At 63.3% G+C, this 24,020-nt stretch carries 19 protein-coding genes and 1 other RNA gene; 12 read left to right on the top strand and 8 right to left on the bottom strand.

Annotated features, from left to right (window positions below):
• Window positions 1-72: 72 nt before the first annotated feature.
• Together PQ467_RS14715 and PQ467_RS14710 are read left to right on the top strand one after the other, a co-directional pair.
• Window positions 73-1,620: a bifunctional aminoglycoside phosphotransferase/ATP-binding protein gene (locus PQ467_RS14715; protein WP_274174120.1), complete on the top strand. Its 1,548-nt coding sequence runs from the start codon at window positions 73-75 to the stop codon at window positions 1,618-1,620.
• Between the two features lie 51 nt (window positions 1,621-1,671).
• A complete protein-coding gene (locus PQ467_RS14710; RefSeq protein WP_274174119.1) occupies window positions 1,672-2,520 on the top strand; it encodes a tetratricopeptide repeat protein in 849 nt (282 codons plus the stop codon).
• 46 nt (window positions 2,521-2,566) lie between these two features.
• Here PQ467_RS14710 and PQ467_RS14705 read toward each other — a convergent pair whose 3' ends face one another.
• The 3 genes from PQ467_RS14705 to PQ467_RS14695 all read right to left on the bottom strand — a co-directional run bounded on the left by PQ467_RS14705 (window position 2,567) and on the right by PQ467_RS14695 (window position 5,877).
• Window positions 2,567-3,604: a sigma 54-interacting transcriptional regulator gene (locus tag PQ467_RS14705; protein WP_274174118.1), complete on the bottom strand. Its 1,038-nt coding sequence runs from the start codon at window positions 3,602-3,604 to the stop codon at window positions 2,567-2,569.
• A gap of 247 nt (window positions 3,605-3,851) precedes the next feature.
• The gene (gene rpoH, locus PQ467_RS14700; protein WP_274174117.1) at window positions 3,852-4,757 is read right to left on the bottom strand and encodes an RNA polymerase sigma factor RpoH; all 906 of its coding nucleotides are present in this window, start codon (window positions 4,755-4,757) and stop codon (window positions 3,852-3,854) included.
• A 46-nt stretch (window positions 4,758-4,803) separates the two neighbouring features.
• Window positions 4,804-5,877: an RluA family pseudouridine synthase gene (locus PQ467_RS14695; RefSeq protein WP_274174116.1), complete on the bottom strand. Its 1,074-nt coding sequence runs from the start codon at window positions 5,875-5,877 to the stop codon at window positions 4,804-4,806.
• Between the two features lie 28 nt (window positions 5,878-5,905).
• On the opposite strand from PQ467_RS14695, the gene PQ467_RS14690 reads away from it, so the two are divergent.
• Genes PQ467_RS14690 through PQ467_RS14680 form a run of 3 tightly spaced genes read left to right on the top strand, consistent with a single transcriptional unit; the run spans window position 5,906 to window position 7,781 of the window.
• A complete protein-coding gene (locus PQ467_RS14690; RefSeq protein ID WP_337995094.1) occupies window positions 5,906-6,289 on the top strand; it encodes a M67 family metallopeptidase in 384 nt (127 codons plus the stop codon).
• Between the two features lie 55 nt (window positions 6,290-6,344).
• Window positions 6,345-7,004 (top strand): histidine phosphotransferase family protein, encoded by a 660-nt coding sequence (locus tag PQ467_RS14685; RefSeq protein WP_274174114.1) that lies wholly within the window; start codon window positions 6,345-6,347, stop codon window positions 7,002-7,004.
• A gap of 39 nt (window positions 7,005-7,043) precedes the next feature.
• The gene (locus tag PQ467_RS14680) at window positions 7,044-7,781 is read left to right on the top strand and encodes an N-acetylmuramoyl-L-alanine amidase (protein WP_274174113.1); all 738 of its coding nucleotides are present in this window, start codon (window positions 7,044-7,046) and stop codon (window positions 7,779-7,781) included.
• Window positions 7,782-8,140: 359 nt separating this feature from the next.
• Here the strand turns inward: PQ467_RS14680 and PQ467_RS14675 are convergent, their stop codons facing one another.
• Entirely contained in the window at window positions 8,141-11,059 is a 2,919-nt protein-coding gene (locus PQ467_RS14675) for a TonB-dependent receptor plug domain-containing protein (RefSeq protein WP_274174112.1), read from the bottom strand.
• Window positions 11,060-11,414: 355 nt separating this feature from the next.
• Here PQ467_RS14675 and rnpB point away from each other — a divergent pair.
• Together rnpB and PQ467_RS14665 are read left to right on the top strand one after the other, a co-directional pair.
• Window positions 11,415-11,831, top strand: an RNA gene (rnpB, locus tag PQ467_RS14670) — RNase P RNA component class A.
• Between the two features lie 29 nt (window positions 11,832-11,860).
• Window positions 11,861-12,343, top strand: coding sequence for a hypothetical protein (locus PQ467_RS14665; RefSeq protein ID WP_274174111.1), 483 nt, complete (start codon window positions 11,861-11,863; stop codon window positions 12,341-12,343).
• Window positions 12,344-12,457: 114 nt separating this feature from the next.
• On the opposite strand, the gene infC is transcribed toward PQ467_RS14665, so the two are convergent.
• Together infC and pdeM are read right to left on the bottom strand one after the other, a co-directional pair.
• On the bottom strand, window positions 12,458-12,976 hold the full coding sequence (gene infC, locus PQ467_RS14660) for a translation initiation factor IF-3 (RefSeq protein WP_274174110.1): 519 nt from the start codon (window positions 12,974-12,976) through the stop codon (window positions 12,458-12,460).
• Between the two features lie 144 nt (window positions 12,977-13,120).
• Window positions 13,121-13,807, bottom strand: coding sequence for a ligase-associated DNA damage response endonuclease PdeM (gene pdeM, locus PQ467_RS14655; RefSeq protein WP_443192952.1), 687 nt, complete (start codon window positions 13,805-13,807; stop codon window positions 13,121-13,123).
• Window positions 13,808-13,877: 70 nt separating this feature from the next.
• On the opposite strand from pdeM, the gene hemF reads away from it, so the two are divergent.
• The 4 genes from hemF (at window position 13,878) to PQ467_RS14635 (ending at window position 18,561) form a co-directional block, all read left to right on the top strand.
• On the top strand, window positions 13,878-14,753 hold the full coding sequence (gene hemF, locus PQ467_RS14650) for an oxygen-dependent coproporphyrinogen oxidase (RefSeq protein ID WP_274174109.1): 876 nt from the start codon (window positions 13,878-13,880) through the stop codon (window positions 14,751-14,753).
• Window positions 14,754-14,813: 60 nt separating this feature from the next.
• Window positions 14,814-15,371 carry a superoxide dismutase family protein gene (locus PQ467_RS14645; RefSeq protein WP_274174108.1) on the top strand — a complete coding sequence of 186 codons (558 nt, stop codon included), beginning with the start codon at window positions 14,814-14,816 and terminating at the stop codon, window positions 15,369-15,371.
• Between the two features lie 144 nt (window positions 15,372-15,515).
• On the top strand, window positions 15,516-16,328 hold the full coding sequence (locus tag PQ467_RS14640; protein WP_274174107.1) for a class I SAM-dependent methyltransferase: 813 nt from the start codon (window positions 15,516-15,518) through the stop codon (window positions 16,326-16,328).
• A gap of 139 nt (window positions 16,329-16,467) precedes the next feature.
• Window positions 16,468-18,561 (top strand): RelA/SpoT family protein, encoded by a 2,094-nt coding sequence (locus tag PQ467_RS14635; protein WP_274174106.1) that lies wholly within the window; start codon window positions 16,468-16,470, stop codon window positions 18,559-18,561.
• Between the two features lie 260 nt (window positions 18,562-18,821).
• On the opposite strand, the gene PQ467_RS14630 is transcribed toward PQ467_RS14635, so the two are convergent.
• Together PQ467_RS14630 and PQ467_RS14625 are read right to left on the bottom strand one after the other, a co-directional pair.
• Window positions 18,822-19,667, bottom strand: coding sequence for an XdhC family protein (locus PQ467_RS14630; protein WP_274174105.1), 846 nt, complete (start codon window positions 19,665-19,667; stop codon window positions 18,822-18,824).
• Window positions 19,668-19,677: 10 nt separating this feature from the next.
• Complete coding sequence (locus PQ467_RS14625; protein WP_274174104.1) at window positions 19,678-21,279, bottom strand: alpha-amylase family glycosyl hydrolase; 1,602 nt, start codon at window positions 21,277-21,279, stop codon at window positions 19,678-19,680.
• 323 nt (window positions 21,280-21,602) lie between these two features.
• Here PQ467_RS14625 and PQ467_RS14620 point away from each other — a divergent pair, with 323 nt between their 5' ends.
• Window positions 21,603-24,017, top strand: a complete 2,415-nt coding sequence (locus PQ467_RS14620) for a glycogen/starch/alpha-glucan phosphorylase (RefSeq protein WP_274174103.1) — start codon at window positions 21,603-21,605, stop codon at window positions 24,015-24,017.
• Window positions 24,018-24,020: the final 3 nt, after the last annotated feature.

The raw sequence follows: 24,020 nt of genomic DNA, 5'->3' as shown, positions 1-24,020 counted from the left end.
TGTTGATCAGGCGCATGATGCGCCAGGATCTGTTATGCAATAGATTGAGCACAAGGCATAAAGGCGCACATCATGGCCACGGATCACAGCGAGCAGGACCAGAGCGCGACCATCGCCTTTCTGTCCGCCCCCGGTGTCGAGCGGATCGACACCCATGGGGCGATGATTTTTCTTGGCCCGGACAGAGTTTACAAGCTGAAGCGGGCGGTCAATCTGGGCTATCTCGATTTCTCGACGCTGGCGCTGCGCCAGGCGGCGTGTCGGGCCGAACTGGCGCTCAACCGCAGGACCGCGCCTGACCTTTATTGCGGGCTGCGGGCGATCCGGCGGGGGGCGGACGGGGCGCTCTGCTGGGGTGATGAGGGCGAGGTGATCGACTGGGTGGTCGTCATGCGCCGCTTTCCCGCGCAGGATCTGTTGACGCAGGTGGCCGCGCGCGGTGCGTTGACCCAGCCCATGCTTCACGCTCTGGCCGATGGCGTGGCCGATTTTCATGGGCGGGCGCAGATTTTGCGCGATGCCGATGGCGCCGGGAGAATGCGCCAGGTGATTGTCGGCAACACCCGCTCCTTTGCCGCCATCGCGCCCGATCTCTTGCCCCCCAACAAAGTGGCCGATCTGCAAGAGCAAAGCCTTGAGGCGCTGGCGCAGGTGGCCGATCTGCTCGATGCGCGCGCGCGGGCGGGCAAGGTGCGCCACGGCCACGGCGATCTGCATCTGGCCAATATCTGTCTGTGGCATGGGCGGCCGGTGCCGTTCGATTGCCTTGAATTCAGCGCCGAACTGGCGACGACCGATCTGCTTTATGATCTGGCCTTCCTGCTGATGGATCTGTGGCACAAGGGTCATGCTCAGGCGGCCAATCTGGTCGCCAACCGCTATGCCGACCGGATGGGCGAAGAAGATGGCTGGAGCGCGCTGCCGCTGTTCCTGTCGGTGCGCGCGGCGATCCGGGCGCATGTGGGGGCGGCCACGGCGGCGCGGCTAAGCGGCGCGGCGCGCGAGGAAAAGGCGGGCGAGGCGCGGGCCTATCTTGATGCGGCGCTGGCGTTTCTGCGGCCCGGGGCGGCGGTGTTGATTGCGGTTGGCGGCCTGTCGGGTACGGGCAAATCGACGCTGGCCGGGGCGCTGGCGCATCGGATCGGCGCAGCGCCGGGCGCGCGCTGGCTGCGCTCGGATGTCATCCGCAAGAGTTTGGCGGGCGTGGCCCCCGAAGATCGCCTGCCCGGCGAGACCTATACGAAAGAGGCCAGCCGGCAGGTCTATGCCACGATGGTCGAGCGGGCCGGAGCGATGCTGGCGCGGGGATGGCCGGTGGTCGCCGATGCGGTCTTTGCGGCGCCGGATGAGCGCGCCGCGATTGCGGGCGCGGCCCATGCCGCCGGTGTTCCTTTCCTCGGCCTGTGGCTGAGGGCCGATGGCGCGACGATGCAGCAGCGCGTTGCGGCGCGGCGGGGCGACGCTTCGGATGCCGATGCCGCCGTGGTGGCGCGGCAAATGACTTATGATTGCGGCGATCTGTCGGACTGGCGCGTGGTTGCGGCGGACGGTTCGCGCGATGCGGTGGTGGCCGCCGCGATCAAGGCGGCACAGGGCCTGTTCATCTTGCAAAAGCCATAAGGCGCACCAGATCACATTACGGCGCAGCTTGCGCCAGATGGAGTGAGGAAGATGAAGAAGTCTGCCCTGTGGCTTTTGGCCCCTGTGGCCCTGATGATGGTGTCGGCGCCGGTCATGGCCGCCGAACCAAGCGTGCGCGATGTCTATGCCACCGCCCGCGCAGGGCAGGTGCACAAGGCCGTGACCATGATGGACGAGGTGCTCAAGGCTCACCCGAACAGCGCCAAGGCCCATTACGTTCAGGCCGAGTTGCTGGCCAAGCAGGGCAAGACCGCGGATGCGCGGGCGCAACTGGCGCAGGCGGAAAAGCTGGCGCCGGGCCTGCCGGGTATCCAGCCGCAATCGGTGGCCGCGCTCAAGGCGCAGCTTAACGGCGGGTCGGTGGGAAACGGCGCAGTCACGCGCAGTGAAGCGCCCCAGCCTGCGCAATCGCGCGGGATCTCGTGGGTCGGCATTGTGCTGATCGGTGCGCTGGTGTTTGGCGTGCTGGCTTTCTTCCGCCGCCGCAACCGTCAGGCGGAGGCCTATAACGCGCCTTACGCGCCGCAGGGCGGTCCCGGTTACGGCGGGCAGGGCTATGGCAATCAGGGCTTTGGCGGGCCCGGCTATGGTGGTCCCGGATATGGGGGCGGCTATCCCCAGCAGGGCGGCGGCATGGGCTCCTCGATCCTTGGCGGTCTGGCCACGGGCGCGGCGGCCGGCGCGGGTTTCGCCGCCGGTGAAAAGATCATCGACGGCATGTTCGGCGATCACAAGGACGAACAGCGCCGCCCGCTGCGCGAGGACAATTCAGGCTGGGATTCGGGCAATACGAATCAGGACATGGGCGGCAATGACTTTGGCATTTCCGACGACAGTTCCTGGGATTCCTCGGACGATGGCAATGGCGGCGACTGGTAATTTCGCCCGGCATTGAAGGCGGGGGTCGGTCAACCCCCGCCGCAAATCAGGCTGAACGCTGGGCATCATTCCAGCGTTCGCGCTTGCGATAGAGGGTCGATGGGCTGACCCCCAGAATGCGCGCGGCGCCGGGCAGGCTGCCATGGGCGGCGCGAATGGCCCCCTCAATGGCAAGCCTCTCGATCTGATCCAATGTCAGCCCGGCCAGCGCCTTGAACAAGGCTTCGTGATCAGTCGTAGTGGCGGCGGGGGCATCGCCGGTGGCTTCCACCGGTTGAGGGCTCTGGCCTTGCGGCGTTGGCGGAATGGCGGGCAGCGCGCGCAGCGGCAGTTCCGGCCCGTCGAACAGCAGTATGGCGCGGCGGATCACATTCTGCAGTTCCTGAAGATTGCCCGGCCACGAATAGGCCTCCAGTGCGGCCAGATGTTCGGCCCCGAGCGGGTTGAATTTCTTGCCATGTTCGCGGGCAAAGCGGCGCAGGAAACTTTGCGCCAACGCCTCGATATCGCCACCGCGATCGCGCAAGGGGGGCAAGTCGAGCGGCACCACCGCCAGACGGTAATAGAGATCCTCGCGGAATTGGCCTGACGCCAGTTCCTCCAGCATCGGGCGGCTGCTGGAACAGATCAGGCGGACATCGACCAGCGTGCGCCCGGCCATCCCGCTTTGCAAAAAGCGCAGCAGCCGCCCTTGCAGCGGCAGCGGCAGCGCGCTGACTTCATCGAGAAACAGCGTGCCGCGATCCGCCGCCCGCAAGGCCGAGGGCGGGCCAGAGGGGGCGGTTTCGGAAGGATCGCCAAAAATGCGCCGCTCGATCAATTCGGGCGGCATGGCGGCGCAGGAAACCGTGACAAAGGGCGCGGACGAACGCGGCGATGCGCGGTGGATCGCCTCTGCGCAGGCCTGCTTGCCGGTGCCGCTTTCGCCGGAGATGAAAATATTGGCCCGGCTCGCGGCCAGATATTTGATCTGCGAATAGACTTCGCGCATGGCCGCAGACCCTCCGATCAGGCCATGCAGACCGGAGGAGGCATTGGCATCAGCAGGGTTTGCGCCATACGAGTTGGGGATCTCGACGCCCATGGGTTTCATCCTTGCCAGTATGACAGGCGTCAGATTTCTCTGAACGCCACACCTAGTAAGAATGCATAGTATCGGGAATATCCCTAAGAAATTCCAAAGCCCCGCATCAAATCAACATATTAAATGCAGCAATGCCCCCCGGCGCGGCGTAGTTCCGCCTTCGCGCCTGGCTTTATGGTCTGCCAACAGGGGGTTGCATGGACGGGGGAGGGCACATGACGTCCCGCCCCATCCCAGAGGGTCGTAATTACGCCGCCGCCACCAGCATGCGTTCGCGCGCGATGGACTGCATGGCCTTTTGCAGCTTTTCAAAGGCGCGCACCTCGATCTGGCGCACGCGTTCGCGGCTGACATTATAGGTCTGGCTCAATTCTTCCAGCGTCTTGGGGTCATCGGTCAGGCGGCGCTCAAACAGGATTGCCCGTTCGCGCTCGTTCAGGCTGTCCATGGCTTCGGCCAGCAGGGCGTGGCGCCACTGGGCCTCTTCGGCATTGGCGACAGTCTCGTCCTGCAGCGGCCCGGAATCCGCCAGCATGTCCTGCCACTGACCTTCGCCTTCCTCGTTGAAGGAGACATTGAGCGAGGCATCGCCGCCCATCATCATCCGGCGGTTCATGTTGACCACCTCGGCCTCGGACACGCCAAGGTCGGTGGCGATCTTCTTCACATCGTCCGGGTGGAGGTCGGTGTCTTCAAAGGCGTCGATGTTCTTTTTCATCCGGCGCAGGTTGAAGAACAGCTTCTTTTGCGCCGCCGTCGTGCCCATCTTGACCAGCGACCAGGAACGCAGGATGAATTCCTGCATGCTGGCCTTGATCCACCACATGGCATAGGTGGCCAGACGGAAGCCGCGATCGGGCTCGAATTTCTTGACGCCCTGCATCAACCCGATGTTGCCTTCCGAAATCAGCTCGCTGATCGGCAGGCCATAGCCGCGATAGCCCATCGCGATTTTGGCCACGAGGCGCAGGTGGCTGGTGACCAGTTGGCGCGCGGCATCGGGGTCCTGATGCTCGGCATAGCGTTTGGCCAGCATGTATTCCTGTTCCGCCGTCAGCACGGGAAACTTGCGGATTTGCGACATGTAGCGGTTCAGCCCGTCCTCGCCGGAGGCCAGCGCCGGCACGGCGGGCAGATTGCTGTCTTGGGTCATGGCAGTCATCATCCTTCCACTTGTCAGCACGCGCATTGACGGACCCTTAACAGGCATCCCTCGGTGGCGGCCACGGTTGGCCTTCCTTGCCGCCCGGCCCATTGGCGCCGGTCAGTATGGAAGAAACCGGCTGGTCGGCAAGAGAACCGCCCAACCGGCGTAATAGTTCCCGCATATCGGCGGGTAACTGGCTGGCGAAACGGATGGTTTCGCCGGTAACCGGATGCGTAAAACCGAGAACCGCAGCATGCAACGCCTGCCTTGCAAAGCCAAGCTCTGTAAGGAGCGGTTTTTGCGATTTCTGTGATCGGGCATAGACCGGATCGCCCAAAAGGGCATGTCCGATCGAGGCCATATGCACGCGGACCTGATGGGTGCGCCCGGTTTCGAGCCGGCATTCGACCAGCGCGGCATGATCAAGCGATTCGAGCAGGCGGAAGTGGGTGACGGCATGTTTGCCCCTCCCGCCGTCCTCTGGCATCCGCGCCCCCTCGGGCAACAGCGCCATGCGCTTGCGGTCGGTGGGGTGGCGCGCAATGACCCCGCGCAGCGTGCCATGGGTGGGGTGGGGAATGCCCTGGGTGATCGCCAGATAGGCCCGCTCAATCGAATGGTCGGCAAATTGCCGCGCCAGGCCTTCATGCGCGGCATCCGATTTGGCCACCACCAGCAGGCCCGATGTGTCCTTGTCGATGCGGTGAACGATGCCGGGGCGCGCCACCCCGCCGATGCCCGACAATTGCCCCGCACAATGGTGCAACAATGCGTTGACCAGCGTGCCGTCGGGATTGCCCGCCGCGGGATGGACCACCAGACCCGCCGGCTTGTCCACGATGATCAGGTGTTCATCCTCATACACCACGTCGAGCGGAATATCCTGCGCCACGGCGTCGAGCGGCGCGGCCTGGGGCAGGGTGATGATGAAATGCGCGCCGGGGGCCACTTTCATCGAGGCCTGAGAGACGATGCGGCCGTCGATGCTGACCCGGCCCTCGCCGATCAGCGCCTTGATTCGCTCGCGCGAGAGGGACGCGTCGGCAGGGCAGCAGTCCGCCAGCGCGCGGTCCAGCCGACCGCCGCCTGCAATTGCCCCTTGTACGATGCTTTCCCCCATGCTCATTCTTTTGCAAATGGGCATGGAAATTCACTTGGCAAGGGGAATTATCGCCGCGATCCGCGCGCAGGCGGCTGATGCCCACCCCCATGAGGCCTGCGGATTGCTGCTTGGGCGAGCGGGCAAGGTGGTGCAAATCCGCCCCTGCGCCAATGTTGCTCCCGATCCGGCGCGCCATTTCGAGATCGATCCGGCGGCGCTCATCGCCGCCTATCGCGCCCAGCGGGCAGGCGCGGAGCAGGTGCTGGGCTATTATCATTCCCATCCTACAGGCGATGCAATGCCCAGCCCGACCGACGCCGCCATGGCCGCGCGCGATGGCCGGATCTGGGCAATTTGCGGCGGCGAAACGGTCAGTTGGTGGCGCGATGGGGCCAATGGATTTGAAGTGCTTTTCACACGCGAAGATGAGGGTTAAGGGATGGGTAAAGGTGCTGTGCAACAGTCATGCACCATCCGGGAAAAAGTTGAATATGTCCGATACCATCGACCGTACCATTGCCCTCGATCTTGCCAGCCTGCTCTGCTCGCGCCTGTGTCATGATATGCTCAGCCCGGTGGGCGCGCTGTCCAACGGTCTGGAATTGCTGGCCGAGGAAAAAGATCCGGCGATGCGCGAGCGCTGTTTCGAGCTGCTCGAACAATCTGCGCGGGTCAGCGCCAACAAGCTGAAATTCTACCGTCTGGCGTTTGGCGCGGCGGGCGGGTTTGGTGATCTGATCCCGGTGAACGAACCGCGCGCGCTGATCGAGGCATTGCTGGCGGGCAAGGACCGGGTTTCGGTCAATTTTGCGCTGGGCAACGATATGTTGCCCAAGTCGGCGGTCAAGACGCTGCTCAACTTTGCGCTGATCGCGATTGACGCGCTGGTGCGCGGCGGCACCATCGATATTGCCGCCGAGATCCGCGATGGTGCCGCGGAAATCGTGGTGCGCGCCGCAGGGCCGCGCATCGCCTTTGATCCGGCCATCGGCCTGGCGCTGGAGGGCACTTTGGCGCCGGGCGATCTGTCCAGCAAGACCGCGCCTGCGGCCATGCTTCAGGTGATGGCCGCCGGCCTTGGCGGCAGCGTGCAATATGCGCTGAGCGAGGAAGCGCTGGTGATGGGCGCGGTGATCCCCGCGCAAGGATGATGGAGGCCTGATGGCCATGGGTGAGGGGAACGAGCGGGCATGAGCGAACTGGTCCACCGCGAATGCCTCTCGCCCAATTGCAACGAGCGAAAATTGCCGATCAGCATGGTCGTGCTGCATTACACCGGCATGCAGACCATGCAGGAGGCGCTCGACCGCCTGTGCGATCCGGCGGCCGAAGTATCGGCCCATTACCTGATCGACGAGGATGGCACTGTCATCCGCCTTGTGCCCGAGGAGAAGCGGGCATGGCACGCCGGGCGATCCTATTGGCGCGGGATCACCGACGTCAATTCGGCCAGCATCGGCATCGAGATGGTCAATCCCGGCCATGAATTTGGCTATCGCCCCTTTACCGAGGCGCAGATGGAATCGCTGATCCCGCTGCTCTCCAGCATCATGGCGCGCCATAATATCGACCCGGCCAATGTGGTGGGCCATTCCGATGTTGCCCCCGCGCGCAAGCAGGATCCGGGCGAGTTGTTCGATTGGGAATTGCTCGCGCGCTATGGCCTCGCGCTGCCCACGCCCCGCCCGCGCATCCGGCTGCTGCATGAAAATCCGGGGGCGTTTTATCTCTCGCTCGAACGGTTCGGCTATGAAGTGACCGATGGCCGCGCCGCCATTGCCGCCTTTCAGCGCCGGTTCCGACCGCGAATCATTGATGGCGAACTGGACGGCGAGGTCGGGGCCTTGCTTTTCGAATTGCTGATCGCGCGCGACGCGGTCGAGGGTGAGGATTGGAATGAGTGCGGGGAGGATGATTTTCCCTATTAAGGCGGAAGTTTTGCCTCCGGCGGGCAAAGGGCGGGGGCCCTTTGCAATCCCGTTATGGGGTTGTTGTACTGTTTGCCAGGTCGTTGACGCACACAGGTTGAAAGCCTGCGGCGCGGCAAAGTTATCCTAAAAAGCGCCGCAGGCTTTCAAAATCCCCTCATCGCGCCCCAGACAAGACGCCACATTTACAGCGCAACGCATAAAGTAACGGGATTGCAAAGGGCCCCCGCCCTTTGCCCGCCGGAGGCACACTCCTCCCCCCTTAAAAAAAACGCCGCCCTCCCCAAGGAAAGGCGGCGCCTGATTGGACCAAAGCGCAGGCCGGAAAGGGCGCAAACCCCCTCCGGCCTGAACGATGATTACATCTTGATATTCACGCCCGCGCGGAATTCGCGGCCCACCAGACCGGCATAGTGCCAGGTGGTGAGGAAGTTCGGCGCGCTGGAGTAGGCGGCGGGAGCCACCGGAGCCTTGGCGTCGAACAGGTTCTTCACAATGCCATAGACGGTCATGCGATCATTGATCTTGAGCGTCGCGTTGAAGTCATTGTTGATGAACGGGCTGACATAGCAGAACTTGTCGCCGGTCTTGTAAAGGTTCTGCGCGCAGCTGGTGTCGGTGTTCGAGTCAGCGGCGGTCTGCTTGATGCGGCCCACATAGTAGGTCGTCAGGCTGAGCGAGAGCTGACCGATTTCCAGCGTGTTCTGCCAGTTGCCGCGGATGCGGGGCGTACCGTTGCCCGACGACAGGTCGTAGGGGCCAAAGGTCCCGGCATAACGCTGGAGAACACCGGCGTTGTTCAGGTCATACCGGATCACATAGGTGGCTTCCAGACGGCTGGTCCACTTGATGTTGCGCGGCAGGTCGACCTTGGCGGTGGCCGAGAAATCAAGGCCCGAGGTGACCGAGTAGTTCGCGTTCACATAGGGCACGTTGATGATCAGCACGCGGGGCAGGGCGTTCGGGAACAGGGGATCGATAGCGTCGATCGAGTTGACCGAATAGCCCGGGCCGACAGCGGCCACGGCGGCCTGAGCGGCAGCCACGTTGGCGGAGTTGTAATATGCGTTCACAGCCTGGCTGATCAGCGGGCCGGAGACGATCAGGTTCGACTTCTTGATGTTGTAATAGTCAACCGTGAAGCTGAGCCAGCGGCTGGGCTGCGAAATCACGCCCAGCGTGAAGCTGCGCGAGTTTTCCGGCTTGAGGTTGGGGTTGCCCACAACGCCGCGGCCCAACTGGTAGACTGCGTTGTAGGGGTTGTTGGAGGCCGCACCACCGTGATCGGCGATGAAGTTTGCAGGCGGCGTGGTCGACACGAAACCGGCATACTGGCTGCGCGGGCCGGATTCAGCGAAGGTCGGCGCGCGGAACCCTTCCGAATAGGTGCCGCGAAGTGCAAACGCCTTGGTTGGCGTGAACTTCACACCGATCTTGGGCGAGAACTTCGAGAAGCCTTCGGAATAGTGGTCGAAACGGCCCGAGAAGTTGGTGTCGAGCATGCGCGAGAAGGGCGCGTCGATTTCGAAATAGGCCGCCGACACGGTGTGCTGGCCATAGGCCGAAGCCGTGGTCAGACCATAGGTGTCGAGCGCGACGTTCTGGTTGCGGTTTTCCAGCTTTTCAGCGCGGATCTGGCCGCCCACAGCCAACTGGGCCTTGCCGCCCGGCAGATCGAACAGCGCACGGCTGATCGAGGCGTCAACCGCATACATCTGCGAATAGGACGGCGTGGTGCGATCAGGCGCGATCGAATTGCGCACCGCGGCGGTGTTGAGCGAGGGATTGATGAAGTTGTACGAGCCGGTGTTGATCGCCTGCATCAGGTTGGCGATGTTCAACAGTCCGTGCTGCGTCAGCTTCAGGTTGTCGCGGGCATAGACGCCCTCGATGCGCCAATCGGTGCTTTCGCCGATCTTGCCGTTCAGGCCCGAGGTGAAGCGGTACACGTCATTGGTGCGCTCGCTGCCCGCGGCGATGTCGCCGAACATGTAGTAGATGCGCGCGGCGTTGGTCGCCGGATCGGCGCCGGCCACAGCATAGGGGTTGTTCGGGTTCAGCTGGCGATCAGCGGCCGTTGCGCAGTTCACGCCCGTCGAGCAGATGTAAACCGGCAGCACGATGCCCGGATTCGACGAAGCCAGCGCGGGCGAGCCGCCGAAAGGCTGGGTCGCGCGGATCACCGAGGGCGTGCCCTGGATCGACACATAGCTGCGGCTGAAGCTGCCGGTGACATAGCCTTCGATGCTGTCCGAAACGCGGAAGCTGAGGCGGCCATTGACCGAATAGCGCTCCTGCAGCGGGGCGAGCTGGCGATACTGGTTGACCAGATCATACTTGCAGCCCGTGCCGTTGGCGCCGGTGAAGGTGCCACCGGCGCAATTGGCCAGACCCGGCGCCAGCATGGCGGTGCTGGCAGCGGTGCCGCCCGAGAGCGGGTTGTTCAGATCGCTCTGGGTGGTCTTGGCAAAATAGGCGGTCGGCACGTTGACGGTCATGTTCGGACCGTCTGCGGTGTTGTTGTCCTTGCCGCCGATCGAGGTCAGATCCTGCGTGTTATAGGGGAAACCGCGGCTCTTGTTCGAGATGCGGCCGTTGTACTGGTATTCGCCGTTGACGTAGAAATTCCAGCCCTCGTTCTGATAGTCGCCAAAGCCCACGGTGGCGCTCAGGCGGCTGTAACGGCCATCGCCGCGCTCGGAGATGCCGCTTTCGGCATTGCCGGCCACGCCGTTGAACTGCTTCTTGAGCTTGAGGTTGACCACGCCGCCGATCGCGTCCGCGCCATAGCTCGACGAGGCGCCGTCCTTGAGGACTTCGATCTTGTCGATCAGGCTGAAGGGGATCGAGTTGAGGTCGACATAGGCATTGTGGCCGTCATCGTTCAGCGGGAAATTGGCCGAGCGCAGGCCATCGACCAGCACGAGGGTCGAGGAAACGCCCAGTCCGCGCAGCGATACGGCCGAACCGCCCGCCGAGAAGCCCGACTGGAAGCCCGAACCGATCGAACCGGCGCCGTCGGCCGAAATCGAGCGAATCGCGTCCGAGGCGGTGGTGATACCGGCCTTGATCAGCGATTCGGAGGTCAGCACGGTGACCGGCGAAGGCGTTTCGGTGTTGGTGCGGCGGAACATCGTGCCGGTGACGACGATGGTTTCCGGCTCGGCGGCCGCGGCGCCCTGGGCATAGGCCGGTGCCGAGGCAAGCGTGGTGACCAGCGAGAGCGCTGCAACACCATGGCGCAGTGCCGCGCCACGAAGGTGCTTGTGGTTTTTCATATCTGGATTGTCCCCCTGCAAGCGCCTGTGGGAAAGATCCCCGCACGCGCTTTACTTACAGTGCTGTCAGCCTATTGGAGGGCGAAGGGGCACTTGCAACCGAGTCTTGACATATTCGTCCAACATTTGACAATAGTGTGTCAAAGTTGCAACATTTTAGAAATGTCGGAAATTATAAAATTGCTATCGCTAAACGGCCTGCCACTGCTCCGAAACCCCGCCAAACTGGGACGATCGGCGTGACCCGCGGAGGGAAAGTCATGGCGCGCGCCGTGCAGGCCGCATTGACGTGCCGCAAAAAATCGTCGCCCTTATCGCTTTTCTCGCCCAACAAAGCCTGCTAGCGGATCAAGCGTCAGGGGGCGGGGCAGCCGCGTCAGGGTTCGACCCTGCCGAGGAAAGTCCGGGCTCCACGAAACGAGGGTGGCGGGTAACGCCCGCCGGGAGGAAGGCTTTTGGCCGACCTTCAAGGGAAAGTGCCACAGAGAGCAAACCGCCGGACGGATGCAAATCCCAAGGTAAGGGTGAAAGGGTGCGGTAAGAGCGCACCGCGATTCTGGCGACAGAATTGGCAAGGCAAACCCCACCCGGAGCAAGACCGAATAGGGGCAACGCGTCCTTTATGGACAGGCGGGTTTCGCGCCAGTTGCCCGGGTTGGTTGCTGGAGCGCACTGGCAACAGGGCGCCGAGAGGAATGGCTGCCGCTGGCCGCCGCGTCGGAAACGATACGAGCGGCCTTCACAGAACCCGGCTTACAGGCCCCCTGACATTTTTAGCGTTTTGGCCGGAAAGGACGTGGTATGCGTTGGGTTGCGGGCTTGTGGCTGATGGCTTGGGCAATGGCCGCCGATGCGGGGGAGCCGTCCGGCGCGCGGGCGTTTATGCAAGGGGCGCTGGCTTTTGCCTTGCATGGTGACGTCGATCCGCGCAGTCCGGCCTATCTGCGTTTTTTCACCAAGCCATTGGCGGATGCGATGCTGCTTGATGGATCGCAATCGGACATTGGCGTGATTGAGGCCGAAGTCCTCTGCCAATGTCAGGACAATGGCGGCCTGAAAGCGCGGGTTCAGCAGGTGGCGCCGGTTGGCGCAGATGTGGCGGTCAGGGTTCATTATTCGGCTGATGGCGATTGGCGCCATGACGCCACCTTCATCTTGCATCAGGAAAATCGGCAATGGCGGATTGCCGATATCTGGGATGACGGGACGGCAAAGTCCTCGTTGTTCAAGGCGCTGGAAATATCCAATCGTGAGCGGTTTGGCGGTTCACGGAAAAGGCGCTGAACGGAAAAGGGCGCCGGTCCCGCATTCGGGGCCAGCGCCTCTTCGTAGATCCTGCCGGTCTGCCTGTTTGGCCGGAAATGGCCGCCAAACCAGCGAGGCAGAACCCTTGTAGCCTTATTTCGGTGAAAGCACCATCAGCATCTGACGGCCTTCCATGCGCGGATAGGCTTCGACCTTGGCCAGTTCCGCCGCATCTTCCTGCACGCGCTTGAGCAGGTTCATGCCCAGTTGCTGGTGCGAAAGTTCGCGACCGCGGAAGCGCAGGGTCACCTTCACCTTGTCACCTTCGCCGATGAACTTGTGAATGGCGCGCATCTTCACGTCATAGTCGTGATCGTCGATATTGGGACGCATCTTGATCTCTTTGATCTCCTGCGTCTTTTGCGACTTGCGGGCAAGGTTCGCCTTCTTCTGCGCCTCATAGCGGAACTTGCCCACATCGAGGAATTTGCAGACCGGCGGGTCGGCGTTGGGCGACACTTCGACAAGGTCGAGCCCGAGTTCGAACGCGCGTTCGATTGCCTCACGCGTGTACATGATGCCGAGGTTTTCGCCTTCGTCATCGATAACGCGCACCTTGGGCACGTTAATCATCTCGTTATAGCGGGGCCCGCTTTTGACGGGGGGCGCCATACTGCGCCGGGGAGGGGGGGCTATAGTCTACTCTCCATAAGACATTTCTGGATGAGCGCCTTTAGAGCGAAACCCACACGCATGAAAGCGCAATTTCGCCACAGTTGCGGCAAAATCGCGAAACTTTTGTTTCAGCCTTCCGATTCACGCGGTCCAGACCGGCAGGATGGCGGTTTTTGCCGCGGCGCACAAGATCGCCTCGGCGCGTTTCGCGGGCTGAAGGGCGGCAATCAGCGCCGGATCGGCGGCATCCATACCCCCCGTCAGCGCCCCAAAGGCGGGCAGAATCAGCCGATTCTCGCTGCGCAGCGCGCAAGGGCGGCTGATCATCCGCCCGCGCATCCGCACCCGCAATTTGGGATGATAGTGGCCCGAGATTTCCGGTCCGGTTTCGCCCGTTTCGGCCTCGTGGCGCAGCGTGATGCCGTCCAGCATCAGTTCCTCCACCACATCACCCGCGATGCGATGCGCCAATCCGGCATCGTGATTGCCCACGATCCACACCACGTCGAGTCGCCGCGCCAGATCGCCCAGCATCCGCGCCGCCTCCGGCTCCATCCGCGCGGGGCCGTCATCGTCGTGAAAATTGTCACCAAGGCACAGCACCCGCCGCGCCCCGGTCATCGCCGCCGCCGCGCCCAGCCGCTCCAGCGTTTCGCGGCTGTCATAGGGGGGCAGCATCTGCCCGCTCTGCGCATACCAGCTTGCCTTTTCCAGATGGAGATCGGCCACCAGCAGCGCCTGCTGGGCGGGCCAATAGACCGCGCGGCTGTTCGAGATCAGCCATTCGTGACCGGCAAAGGAAAAGGGGGCAAACTGCATCGCGTCCATGCCGCCCCCTTGCCGCGCCCGCCCGGCGGTGGCAAGCGGGGGCGCAACAATCCCCGCAAGAGAGGCCGACGTGACCGACTGGACCCCCTATACGCAGCGCGCCAAGACATGGTTCGAGGCCCTGCGCGATGGCATTTGCGCCGAATTTGAAAAGATCGAGCGCGAAGCAGGGTCAGACGCCAGCTTTCAATACAAGCCCTGGACCCGCGACGCGGTGGCGGGCGAGGCGGATACCGGGGGCGGTGTGCAGGGCCTGATGAAGGGCAAGGTTTTTGAAAAGGTGGGGGTCAATGTCTCGACCGTCCATGGCGCGTTCAGCCCGCAATTTGCCGCCAGCATCAATGGCGCCAGCGTGGAAAACCCCGGCTTCACCGCCACGGGGATCAGCCTTGTCGCCCATATGGCCAACCCCCATGTGCCCGCCGTGCATATGAACACGCGGTTTTTGACCACGACCAAGGCGTGGTTCGGGGGCGGCGCGGATCTCAATCCGCCGCTGCCCTATGACGAGGATACGGCCGATTTCCACGCCGCCTTCAAGGCCACCTGCGACGCGCATGGCGAGGGCTATTACGAACGATATAAGGCATGGGCCGACGATTATTTCTACATCCCCCATCGCAAGGTGCATCGCGGGGTGGGCGGCATTTTCTATGACCATCTGGAATGCGCTCCCCCAGAATCAGATGGCTCGGCGGGATGGGAGGCCAACTTTGCCTTTACCAAGGCGGTGGGCGAGACCTTCCTGTCGATCTTTCCGCAACTGGTGCGCCGCCGGATGGGCATCGCCTTTGACGCCGCGCAAAAGCAGCAGCAGCTCGAATGGCGCGGGCGCTATGCCGAATTCAATCTGGTTTACGACCGGGGCACGTTGTTCGGGTTGAAGACCGGGGGCAATATCGATGCGATCCTGATGAGCCTGCCGCCTGAAGCGGTCTGGAGCTGAGGCGGGAGCAAAAACCGGGTTGGCGCGTTAAGGCGCCGGATAGACGGAAAGGATCGGATGATGGCAAAGGTTTTGACGGGGCTGATGATGGCCGGGGCGCTGGTCGGGCTTATGGCGCCGGGCGCGGGCATGGCCAAGGCGGCGCATAAGGCGGCCCCCAAGGACAAGGTGCTGGCCAGCGCGGCGCTGATGAAGGGCGATACGATGCCGGCGGGCCTTGCCTCGATCGTTGAGGCCAAGGGCAAGCTGGGGCTGAAACTCTCGCTTTCGGGCCTGCCTGCGGGCGTCCATGCGGTCCATCTGCACATGCGCGGCGTATGCGAGGTTCCCGCCTTCACCTCGGCGGGTGGACACCTGAACCCGGCCGGGCATCAGCATGGGCGCGACAATCCGATGGGCGCACATATGGGCGATCTGCCCAATGTGACGGTGGGCGAGGATGGCACGGCCAATGTCACACTGCCGCTGGACTACAAGGCCGACGAATTGCTCACCGCGCTGTTTGATCAGGACGGCGGAGCGGTGGTCGTCCATGCCGCGCCCGATGATTACAAGACCGACCCCACCGGCAATGCCGGCGGGCGGATTGCGTGCGGGGCGTTTGTGCGCGGGCAATAAGGAGCAATTCGGGCGGGCAAGGGATCGCCTTGCCCGCCCGATGGCCTCTGGAAACCTCCGCATTACGCCCTAGGGCCCGCCAAGCCGCCCATTAACCAAGGCGGGTCCATTCTCGCCTCGGTTAAACGGGAGTGAGTTTGGGGCATGGCCGATCTGCTGATCCATTCAATGGCCGAATTTGGCGAGATGATCCTTGAGGTGCTGGCCGCCGCCGATGCGCGTGCCATCGCCGAGATCGGAGCCGAATTTGGCGGCATGTCCACCCATCTGGCGCAATATTGCCAGCAGCGCGGCGCGGAACTGATCAGCATCGACCCATCGCCCAAGCCCGAATTCCTGGTCTGGGCGGCGGCGGCGGGCCACGTTCAGCACATCGCCCGACCCAGCCTTGAGGCCATGCCTGAATTGGGCCCCGTGGATGCCTGGGTGATTGACGGCGACCACAACTATTATACGGTTTTTCACGAGCTGGCGCTGGCATCCGCCAATGCTCGCGATGGCGGGCGGCCGCTGCTGGCGGTGTTGCATGATGTTGGCTGGCCCTGTGCGCGGCGCGACATGTATTACGCCCCCGAGCGCATCCCGGCCGAGTTTCGCCATCCCCATTCCTATGATGTGGGTGTTACGCTGGATTCGAGAGGCAGCATCGCCCATCGCGGCTTTCGCGGCGGCGGCTTTCACGCCTGGGCGCTGGAGGCGGGCGGGCCGCGCAACGGGGTGTTGACGGCGGTGGAGGATTTTATGGCCGGGCAGGGCGCGAACCTGCGCTATGCCCATGTGCCTGCCGTTTTCGGGCTTGGGGTGGTCTATGATGGCGATGCGCCATGGGCCGATGATGTGGCGCGCATCCTTGCGCCCTATGACGACAATCTGCTGCTGGCCCGGCTGGAGGAGAACCGGCTGCGCAATTATCTGGCCGTGATCGATTGGCAAGACCGGGCGGCGGCGAGGCGTTGACGCCATGATCCCGCAGGCCGCCCAACGCCCTTTAAGCATTGGCGCAAAGCTGTTTTGCGCCAAAATTCGTGGACGGGGCGCTTTGGCGCGGCCTTTCCCCCTTGCCCTTGCGCGCTACACCCCCCAAAGTCTTTGGACGATGTTGCGCCAATATGAACTTGTCGAAAGGGTGAAGGCTTACGCGCCTGATGCGGATGAGCAGATGCTCAACCGCGCCTATGTTTATACCGTCCAGAAGCATGGCAGCCAGAAGCGCGCCAGCGGCGACCCCTATTTCAGCCATCCGGTCGAGGTGGCCGGGCTGATGACCGAGCTCAAGCTCGATCAGGACACGATCATCACCGCGCTGCTGCACGATACGGTCGAGGACACGCTGGCCACGATTGACGAGATCGAAAAGCTGTTTGGCCCGGATGTGGCGCGGCTGGTCGATGGCGTGACCAAACTGTCCAAGATCGAGGCGATGAGCGAGAAGGAACGCGCGGCCGAAAACCTGCGCAAGTTCCTGCTGGCCATGAGCGAGGATCTGCGCGTGCTGCTGGTCAAGCTGGCCGACCGGCTGCACAATATGCGCACGCTCCATTACATCAAGAGCGAGGACAAGCGCCGCCGCATCGCCAAGGAAACCATGGATATCTATGCCCCGCTGGCCGAGCGCGTGGGCATGTATGAATATATGCGCGAGATGCAGTTGCTGGCGTTTCAGCAATTGGAGCCGGAGGCCTATGCCACGATCACCGGGCGCCTTGCGCAAATCCGCAGCCAGGACCACGGGCAGGTCGATGCGATTGCCCTTTCGATCAGCCAGGCGCTGACCGAGGCGGGGGTGAAGTGCAAGGTCTGGGGCCGGGAAAAGCACCCCTATTCGATCTGGCGCAAGATGGCCGAGCGCCATGTCAATTTCGACCAGATCACCGACATCATGGCCTTCCGCGTGCTGGTGGACAGTGTCGAGGATTGTTATCGCACCATCGGCGTGCTGCACACCACCTGGCAGGCTTTGCCGGGGCGGTTCAAGGATTACATCTCGACCCCCAAGGTCAACGGTTATCAAAGCCTGCACACATCCATGATCTATGAAAAGGCCATGCGGATGGAGGTGCAGATCCGCACATGGAATATGCACGAAACCAACGAATACGGCCTTGCCGCGCATTGGAGCTATAAGCAGGGCGGGGTGATGCCGGATTCGCAGGTGGGCTGGCTGCGCGATCTGGTCGAGGTGCTGGAGGCCAGCAACGACCCCGAAGAACTGCTCGAAAACACGCGGATGGCGATCTATCAGGATCGCATCTTCGCCTTCACCCCCAAGGGCAAATTGTTCCAGTTGCCCAAGGGCGCGACGCCCATCGACTTTGCCTATGCCGTCCACAGCGATCTGGGCAGCATGGCGGTCGGCGCCAAGATCAACGGACGCCACGTGCCCTTGCGCACGGCGCTGTCCAATGGCGATGTGGTGGAAATCATCAAGAACCGCTCGGCCAGCCCGCAATTGGCATGGCTGGGCTTTTGCGTGACCGGCAAGGCGCGCGCCGCCATCCGCCGCGCAGTGCGGATCAAGGAGCGCTCCGAACTGGCCGCCATCGGGCGCAAGCTGTTCGACGAGATCATCGAGCGCCTGCCCACCAAAGTCGGCAAGAAGGCCACCGCCGAGGCGGTCAAGCGGCTGGGTCTCAAAAACGAGGACGAGCTGATGGCCGCGATCGGCACGGCCAAGCTGGACGACCGGCAGGTGATGGAGGCGCTGGTCCCCGGTTCGGCGCGCGACATGCCCGAGCCGGAGGCCTGGCCCAAGCAGGAACGCGCGATCTCGATCAAGGGTCTTACCCCCGGCATGGCCTTCCAGCTTGCCGAATGCTGCCACCCGGTGCCGGGCGACCGCATCGTGGGCCTGCGCAAACCGGGCGTCGGGGTCGAGGTCCACTCGATCGCCTGCGACGTGCTGATCGAGGGCGGGGATCACGACTGGATCGACCTGTCATGGGGCGATCGCAGCGTCGGCGCCGTCGGCCGTTTGCGCTGCATCCTCTATAACCGCCCCGGCACGCTGGCCGAGGTCACCGGTATCTTTGCCGCCAACAAGGCCAACATCACCCAGCTCCAGAACGTCCAGCGCGACGAACTCTTCGGCACCTATGAGGTCGATCTGGAGGTCAGCGATCTGGCCCACCTGACGCGGATTGTGTCCAGTTTGCGCGCCAGCGATGCGGTGTCGCAGGCGGATCGGTTGTAGGGTTGGTTTAGGGGTGTGAGGTGCCTCCGGCGGGCAAAGGGCGGGGGCCCTTTGCAATCCCGTTACTGTCGGCGTGGCGCTGTGGTTTCGGTCTTGGGTGTCGGACGAGCCGTTTGAATTTTTAAAGCCTGCGGCGCTGTTCAGCGCTGCCTTGCCGCGCCGCAGGCTTTATTAACCCATCGCGCCATCTGGCAAACTTCCCACCACCCCAAAATGGGATTGCAAAGGGCCCCCGCCCTTTGCCCGCCGGAGGCACCCTTCTACCCCAACAACCCCTCATAAGCCCCCACCACTTCGGCCAGCACGGATAGCGCCAGCACCGAGGGCGTGCGCGTGGCCGGGATCAACCCGATGGGCGAATGCAGACGCGCCAACGCGGCATCGTCGAACCCAATCGAGGCGAGCAATTCGAGCCGGTTTGCCCGCGTTTTCGCGCCGCCCTGCGCGCCCACATAAAACGCATCGGTGGCCATGGCCCAAGGGATCAGCGTGCGCTCCCATTCATGGTCGTGAAACAGCACGGCGACCGCAGTCCACGGGTCGGGCTTCCAACCAGCGGGAAGGGCAGGGGACTGACCCAACGACAGCGTGGCATCCCCATTTTGCCCATGGGGCGCGGCCAGCAGCACCTCGACCCCCTGCGCGCGGCCCATCGCGGCAAGGGCGGCGGCCTCGGGTCCGCTGCCCAGTACGAGCAGGCGCAGGCGGGGCAGATAGCGCCGCGTGAAGCCCGCGCCCAGCGGCAGATGGGCCACCTCGCGCCGGGCGAGCGCCGCCACCGCGCCGTTCAGAGCATCGGCATCGGGGGCCGGATCGACCATCACCTCCACCCCCGATCCGCAGGGCAGGCGGATGTCGATAAAGGGCGAACCCGCGCCATAGCGCAGCACGCGCGGGGCCCCGCCCGCCATCGCCTCGCGCATCAGCGCCGCTTCGAGGCAGCCGTCGGCCAATGATCCGACCATCGCCCCATCGCCCCGCACCGCCAGTTGCGCGCCCCAGCGTCGAGACCAGCTGCCGTCGATGCCGACGACCGTGCAAAGGGCGCCGCCATGCGCGGCGGCCGCGGCAAGCGCCGCATGATCGTCATCCATCGGCAATGTCATGCGGCGGGTCTTAGCCCAATGCCTGCCGAATGAAAACTGCGCTGAACGGCGGCAATTGCGCGGCCCCGCCGCCATTGACCGAGAGCACCAGCGCGCCCGGCGGACAGGCATGGCGCATCGCGGCGGCGCCCAGGTTGAAGGCGCAATGCAGCCGTTCATCGCCCCAGTGCCGGGCGAAATGCAGCAGCATTCCGTGGGTATGCACATCCTCCATCGCCCCGATGCGCAAGGCATTGCTGGTCCGGCGCAGGGCCAGCATCGCGCGGGTCCAATGCAGCGGGCTGGCCGGGTCGGCCTCCTGCGTGGCGGCGGCGCGGGCGATATTGGCCTCGGACATGGGCAGCCATGGGGTGCCGTCGGTAAAGCCGCCATGGGGTGCGTCCGATTGCCATGGCATCGGCGTGCGCACCCCGTCGCGGCTGAGCGTGAGCGGCCAGTTGGCGATGGCCTCGGGGTCTTTGAGCAGGTGGAAGGGGATATCATCCTGCGTCAGCGCCAGTTCCTGACCCTGATAGAGGAAGATATTGCCGCGCAGCGCGATCAGCAGCGCCATGGTCAGCCGGGCATAGGCGGTCAGATTGCTCTCGCCCGCCCAGCGCGAGATATGGCGCGGCGCATCGTGGTTTTCAAAGGCCCAGCTTGGCCAGCCTTCGCCCGCCGCGCCATGCCATTGGCCCAGCGAGCCTTTGATGCGCTGGGGCGTCAATTCGGGGGCGTAGAGGAAGTCGAAGCTGTAGGCGCTGGACAGGCGCGCATCGCCTGCGGTGTAGTCCTTCATCAACCCCACCGCGCCATCGCCGCCCACCTCGGCCACGGTGAAGATGGCGCCATATTCCCCGCACAGCTCGCCGATCCGCTCGATGAAGGGGATGGCGGCGGGGTGGTTCTGGCTGTGGATCTTGTCCTGAAAATCAAAGGGGCGGGTGCGGATGTGATGCCCGCGCGAGACCGGATTGTCGCGCAAGTCCGGATCGAAAAAGGCGTGGTTCAGGGCATCGAGCCGGAACCCGTCCACCCCGCGATCCAGCCAGAAACGCATGATGTCGAGGCAGGCCTCCTGCACCGCCGGATGGTGGGCGTTGAGCTGCGGCTGTTCTTTGAGGAACTGGTGATAGTAATATTGCTGTCGGCGCGCATCCCATGTCCATGCCGGGCCGCCAAACACCGATTGCCAGTTGTTGGGCGGCGTTCCGTCCGGGTTGGCGTCGCGCCAGACATACCAGTCCGCCTGATCGCCAACGCGCGCGTGGCGGCTGCTGGCGAACCACGGGTGGGCATCGCTGGTATGGGCAAAGACGAGGTCGATCGTGACCTTGATCCCCAATTCATGGGCGCGCGCGATCAACGCGTCGAAATCGGCCAGCGTGCCGAAAATCGGATCAACATCGCGGTAATCGGCCACGTCATAGCCATAATCCGCCATCGGGCTGGTGAAAAACGGGCTGATCCAGATCGCATCGACGCCCAGCGAGGCGATATGGTCGAGATGCGCGGTGATGCCGGGCAGATCGCCGATGCCGTCGCCATTGCTGTCGGCAAAGCTGCGCGGATAGATCTGATAGATTGCGGCCCCGCGCCACCAAAGGGATTGTTCGCCAAGGGTATCATGCATCGCGCGGCTCCGCAGCAGAGGGCGCGCGAGGGCGCCGATGGGCGTCATACTGGCATTGCTGCGCCGCAGCGCCAAGAGTGCTGCGCCGCGATGACATACGTATTGCCAAAGGAGCATCATCGACAGGGCAAGAAATTGTGCCAATAGCTTGCATCAGTCCTTGTCGGCTCGGGCAAAGCTGTCCTAGTCTCATCCAAAGGAAGTGACGCGAAAACACCTATGCGCTCATCAGAGGCAAGGCGCGCGCTCGGTTGGGGGAGGACAGGACATCAGCGTCTCGGGCGGCCTTTGGGCGCCTTGGGAACAGTGGGGAGTATCGTTGCATGAGCCAGTCCCAGACCGAGTCCCAACCCTCGATCAGCGATTTGATTGTCGATGTTTTGCGCCACCGCGTGGGCAAGGACGAGCGCGCCGCCAAGCCGCATGACTGGTTTCACGCCGCCGTGCTTTCGGTGCGCGACCGGATCATCGACCGCTGGTTTGAATCGACCCGCCGCACCTATGCCGAAGAGGGCAAGCGGGTCTATTATCTCAGCCTTGAGTTCTTGATCGGGCGGCTGATGCGCGATGCGCTTTCCAATCTGGACGTCACGCGCGAGATGGAGCAGGCGCTGCGCGAACATGGTTTCGATCTGGCACAACTGGAAGAACTGGAGCCCGATGCGGCGCTGGGCAATGGCGGTCTGGGGCGGCTGGCGGCCTGTTTCATGGAGAGTTTGGCCAGCCTCGATATTCCCGCCTATGGCTATGGCATCCGCTATGTAAACGGCATGTTCCGCCAGCGGATCGACGATGGCTGGCAGGTCGAATTGCCCGAAACATGGCTGGCGCATGGCAATCCTTGGGAATTTGACCGCCGCGAAAGCGCCTATCGCGTGGGCTTTGGCGGGGAAGTGATCGAGGGCAACGGCGGGGTGGTGTGGCGCCCGGCCGAGCAGGTTGAGGCCAGCGCCGTCGATACGCCCGTTGTCGGCTGGCGCGGAGCGCGGGTGAATACGCTGCGCCTGTGGACGGCTTGGGCGCTCGATCCGCTGCGGCTCGATGCGTTCAATGCGGGCGATCATGCGGGCGCTTTGGCCGAACAGGTGAAGGCCGATAGTCTGGTGCGCGTGCTTTATCCGGCCGACAACACGCCCGCGGGTCAGGAATTGCGGCTGCGTCAGGAGTATTTCTTCTCGTCGGCAAGTATTCAGGACATTCTGCGCCGCCATCTTCAGGCCGACAAGGATGTGCGCAACCTGCCGAAAATGGCCGCGATCCAGTTGAACGACACCCACCCCAGCGTGGCGGTGGCCGAATTGATGCGCCTGTTGATCGACGTGCATCATCTGGAGTTTGACGAGGCGTGGGAGGTGACCAAGAGCACCATCGGTTATACCAACCACACGCTCCTGCCCGAGGCGCTGGAAAGCTGGCCGCTGCCTTTGTTCGAACGGCTTTTGCCGCGCCATATGCAGATCGTCTATGCCATCAACAGCCGCGTGCTGCGTGAGGCGCGCAAGGCCGGGATGAGCGGCGAGCAGATTTCCTCCATCAGCCTGATCGACGAACATGGCGAGCGGCGCGTGCGCATGGCCAATCTGGCCTTTGTCGGCGCGCATTCGGTCAATGGCGTGGCCGCGCTGCACACCGATCTGATGAAGAGCACGGTCTTTTCCGATCTGCATAAGCTGTATCCTGCGCGGATCAACAACAAGACCAATGGCGTCACCCCGCGCCGCTGGCTCCAGCAATGCAATCCGGGCCTGACGCGGGTGATCCGCGAGGGGATCGGGGATGCTTTCCTGGATGACGCGGAAAAGCTGACGGGGCTGAACGCCTTGGCGGACGACGCGCAGTTTGGCGAGCGTATTGCCGAGGTCAAGCGCGCGAACAAGGTGGCGCTGTCCAACCATATCAAGCAATTGATGGGCGTGCGCCTTGATCCCGATGCCCTGTTCGACGTCCAGATCAAGCGCATCCACGAATATAAGCGCCAATTGCTCAATCTGATCGAAACTGTCGCGCTTTATGACCAGATCCGCAGCCATCCGGAGAAGGACTGGGTGCCGCGTGTCAAGATCTTTGGCGGCAAGGCCGCGCCCAGCTATCACAATGCCAAGCTGACCATCAAACTGGCCAATGATATCGCCCGCCGCGTCAATTCCGACCCCAGCGTGGGCGGTTTGCTCAAGGTGGTGTTCGTGCCCAATTACAACGTCAGCTTTGCCGAGCGGATCATCCCCGCCGCCGACCTGTCGGAACAGATCAGCACGGCGGGGATGGAAGCATCGGGCACCGGCAACATGAAATTCGCGCTGAACGGCGCGTTGACCATCGGCACGCTGGACGGGGCGAATATCGAGATCAAGGACCGGGTGGGCGACGATAACATCGTCATCTTCGGCATGACCGCGCAGGAGGTCGAGGACACCCGCGCCAATGGCTATAACCCGCGCGCCATAATCGAGGGCAACCGCGAATTGCGCCAGGCGGTGCAGGCGATCGCCAGCGGCGTGTTCAGCCCCGATGACCGGGATCGCTACAAGGGGCTGATGGGCGGACTCTATGATAGCGACTGGTTCCTTGTGGCCGCCGATTTCGACTCCTATGCTCAGGCCCAGCGCGCCGTCGATGCGCGCTGGATGGATGAGGCGGGCTGGCGCAAGGCGGCCATTCACAACATTGCCAATGTCGGCTGGTTCTCCTCCGACCGCACGATCGGCGAATATGCACGCGACATCTGGGGCGTGAAATAAGGA

The sequence above is a fragment of the Novosphingobium sp. KACC 22771 genome, from assembly GCF_028736195.1.
Lineage (GTDB): Bacteria > Pseudomonadota > Alphaproteobacteria > Sphingomonadales > Sphingomonadaceae > Novosphingobium.
Note: the sequence above shows the minus strand (reverse complement) of the source record. Positions and strands in the feature narration are given on the sequence as shown.

Bases quoted from the DNA above. Each gene is read 5' to 3' on its own strand.
- PQ467_RS14710 (WP_274174119.1), top strand. From the start codon at position 1,672: ATGAAGAAGTCTGCCCTGTGGCTTTTGGCCCCTGTGGCCCTGATGATG.
- PQ467_RS14705 (WP_274174118.1), bottom strand. From the start codon at position 3,604: ATGGGCGTCGAGATCCCCAACTCGTATGGCGCAAACCCTGCTGATGCC.
- PQ467_RS14695 (WP_274174116.1), bottom strand. From the start codon at position 5,877: ATGAGCATGGGGGAAAGCATCGTACAAGGGGCAATTGCAGGCGGCGGT.
- PQ467_RS14715 (WP_274174120.1), top strand. From the start codon at position 73: ATGGCCACGGATCACAGCGAGCAGGACCAGAGCGCGACCATCGCCTTT.
- rpoH (WP_274174117.1), bottom strand. From the start codon at position 4,757: ATGACCCAAGACAGCAATCTGCCCGCCGTGCCGGCGCTGGCCTCCGGC.
- PQ467_RS14640 (WP_274174107.1), top strand. From the start codon at position 15,516: ATGGCCGATCTGCTGATCCATTCAATGGCCGAATTTGGCGAGATGATC.
- PQ467_RS14635 (WP_274174106.1), top strand. From the start codon at position 16,468: ATGTTGCGCCAATATGAACTTGTCGAAAGGGTGAAGGCTTACGCGCCT.
- PQ467_RS14620 (WP_274174103.1), top strand. From the start codon at position 21,603: ATGAGCCAGTCCCAGACCGAGTCCCAACCCTCGATCAGCGATTTGATT.
- PQ467_RS14680 (WP_274174113.1), top strand. From the start codon at position 7,044: ATGAGCGAACTGGTCCACCGCGAATGCCTCTCGCCCAATTGCAACGAG.
- PQ467_RS14665 (WP_274174111.1), top strand. From the start codon at position 11,861: ATGCGTTGGGTTGCGGGCTTGTGGCTGATGGCTTGGGCAATGGCCGCC.
- PQ467_RS14685 (WP_274174114.1), top strand. From the start codon at position 6,345: ATGTCCGATACCATCGACCGTACCATTGCCCTCGATCTTGCCAGCCTG.
- PQ467_RS14625 (WP_274174104.1), bottom strand. From the start codon at position 21,279: ATGCATGATACCCTTGGCGAACAATCCCTTTGGTGGCGCGGGGCCGCA.
- infC (WP_274174110.1), bottom strand. From the start codon at position 12,976: ATGGCGCCCCCCGTCAAAAGCGGGCCCCGCTATAACGAGATGATTAAC.
- PQ467_RS14630 (WP_274174105.1), bottom strand. From the start codon at position 19,667: ATGACATTGCCGATGGATGACGATCATGCGGCGCTTGCCGCGGCCGCC.
- pdeM (WP_443192952.1), bottom strand. From the start codon at position 13,807: ATGGACGCGATGCAGTTTGCCCCCTTTTCCTTTGCCGGTCACGAATGG.
- PQ467_RS14675 (WP_274174112.1), bottom strand. From the start codon at position 11,059: ATGAAAAACCACAAGCACCTTCGTGGCGCGGCACTGCGCCATGGTGTT.
- PQ467_RS14645 (WP_274174108.1), top strand. From the start codon at position 14,814: ATGGCAAAGGTTTTGACGGGGCTGATGATGGCCGGGGCGCTGGTCGGG.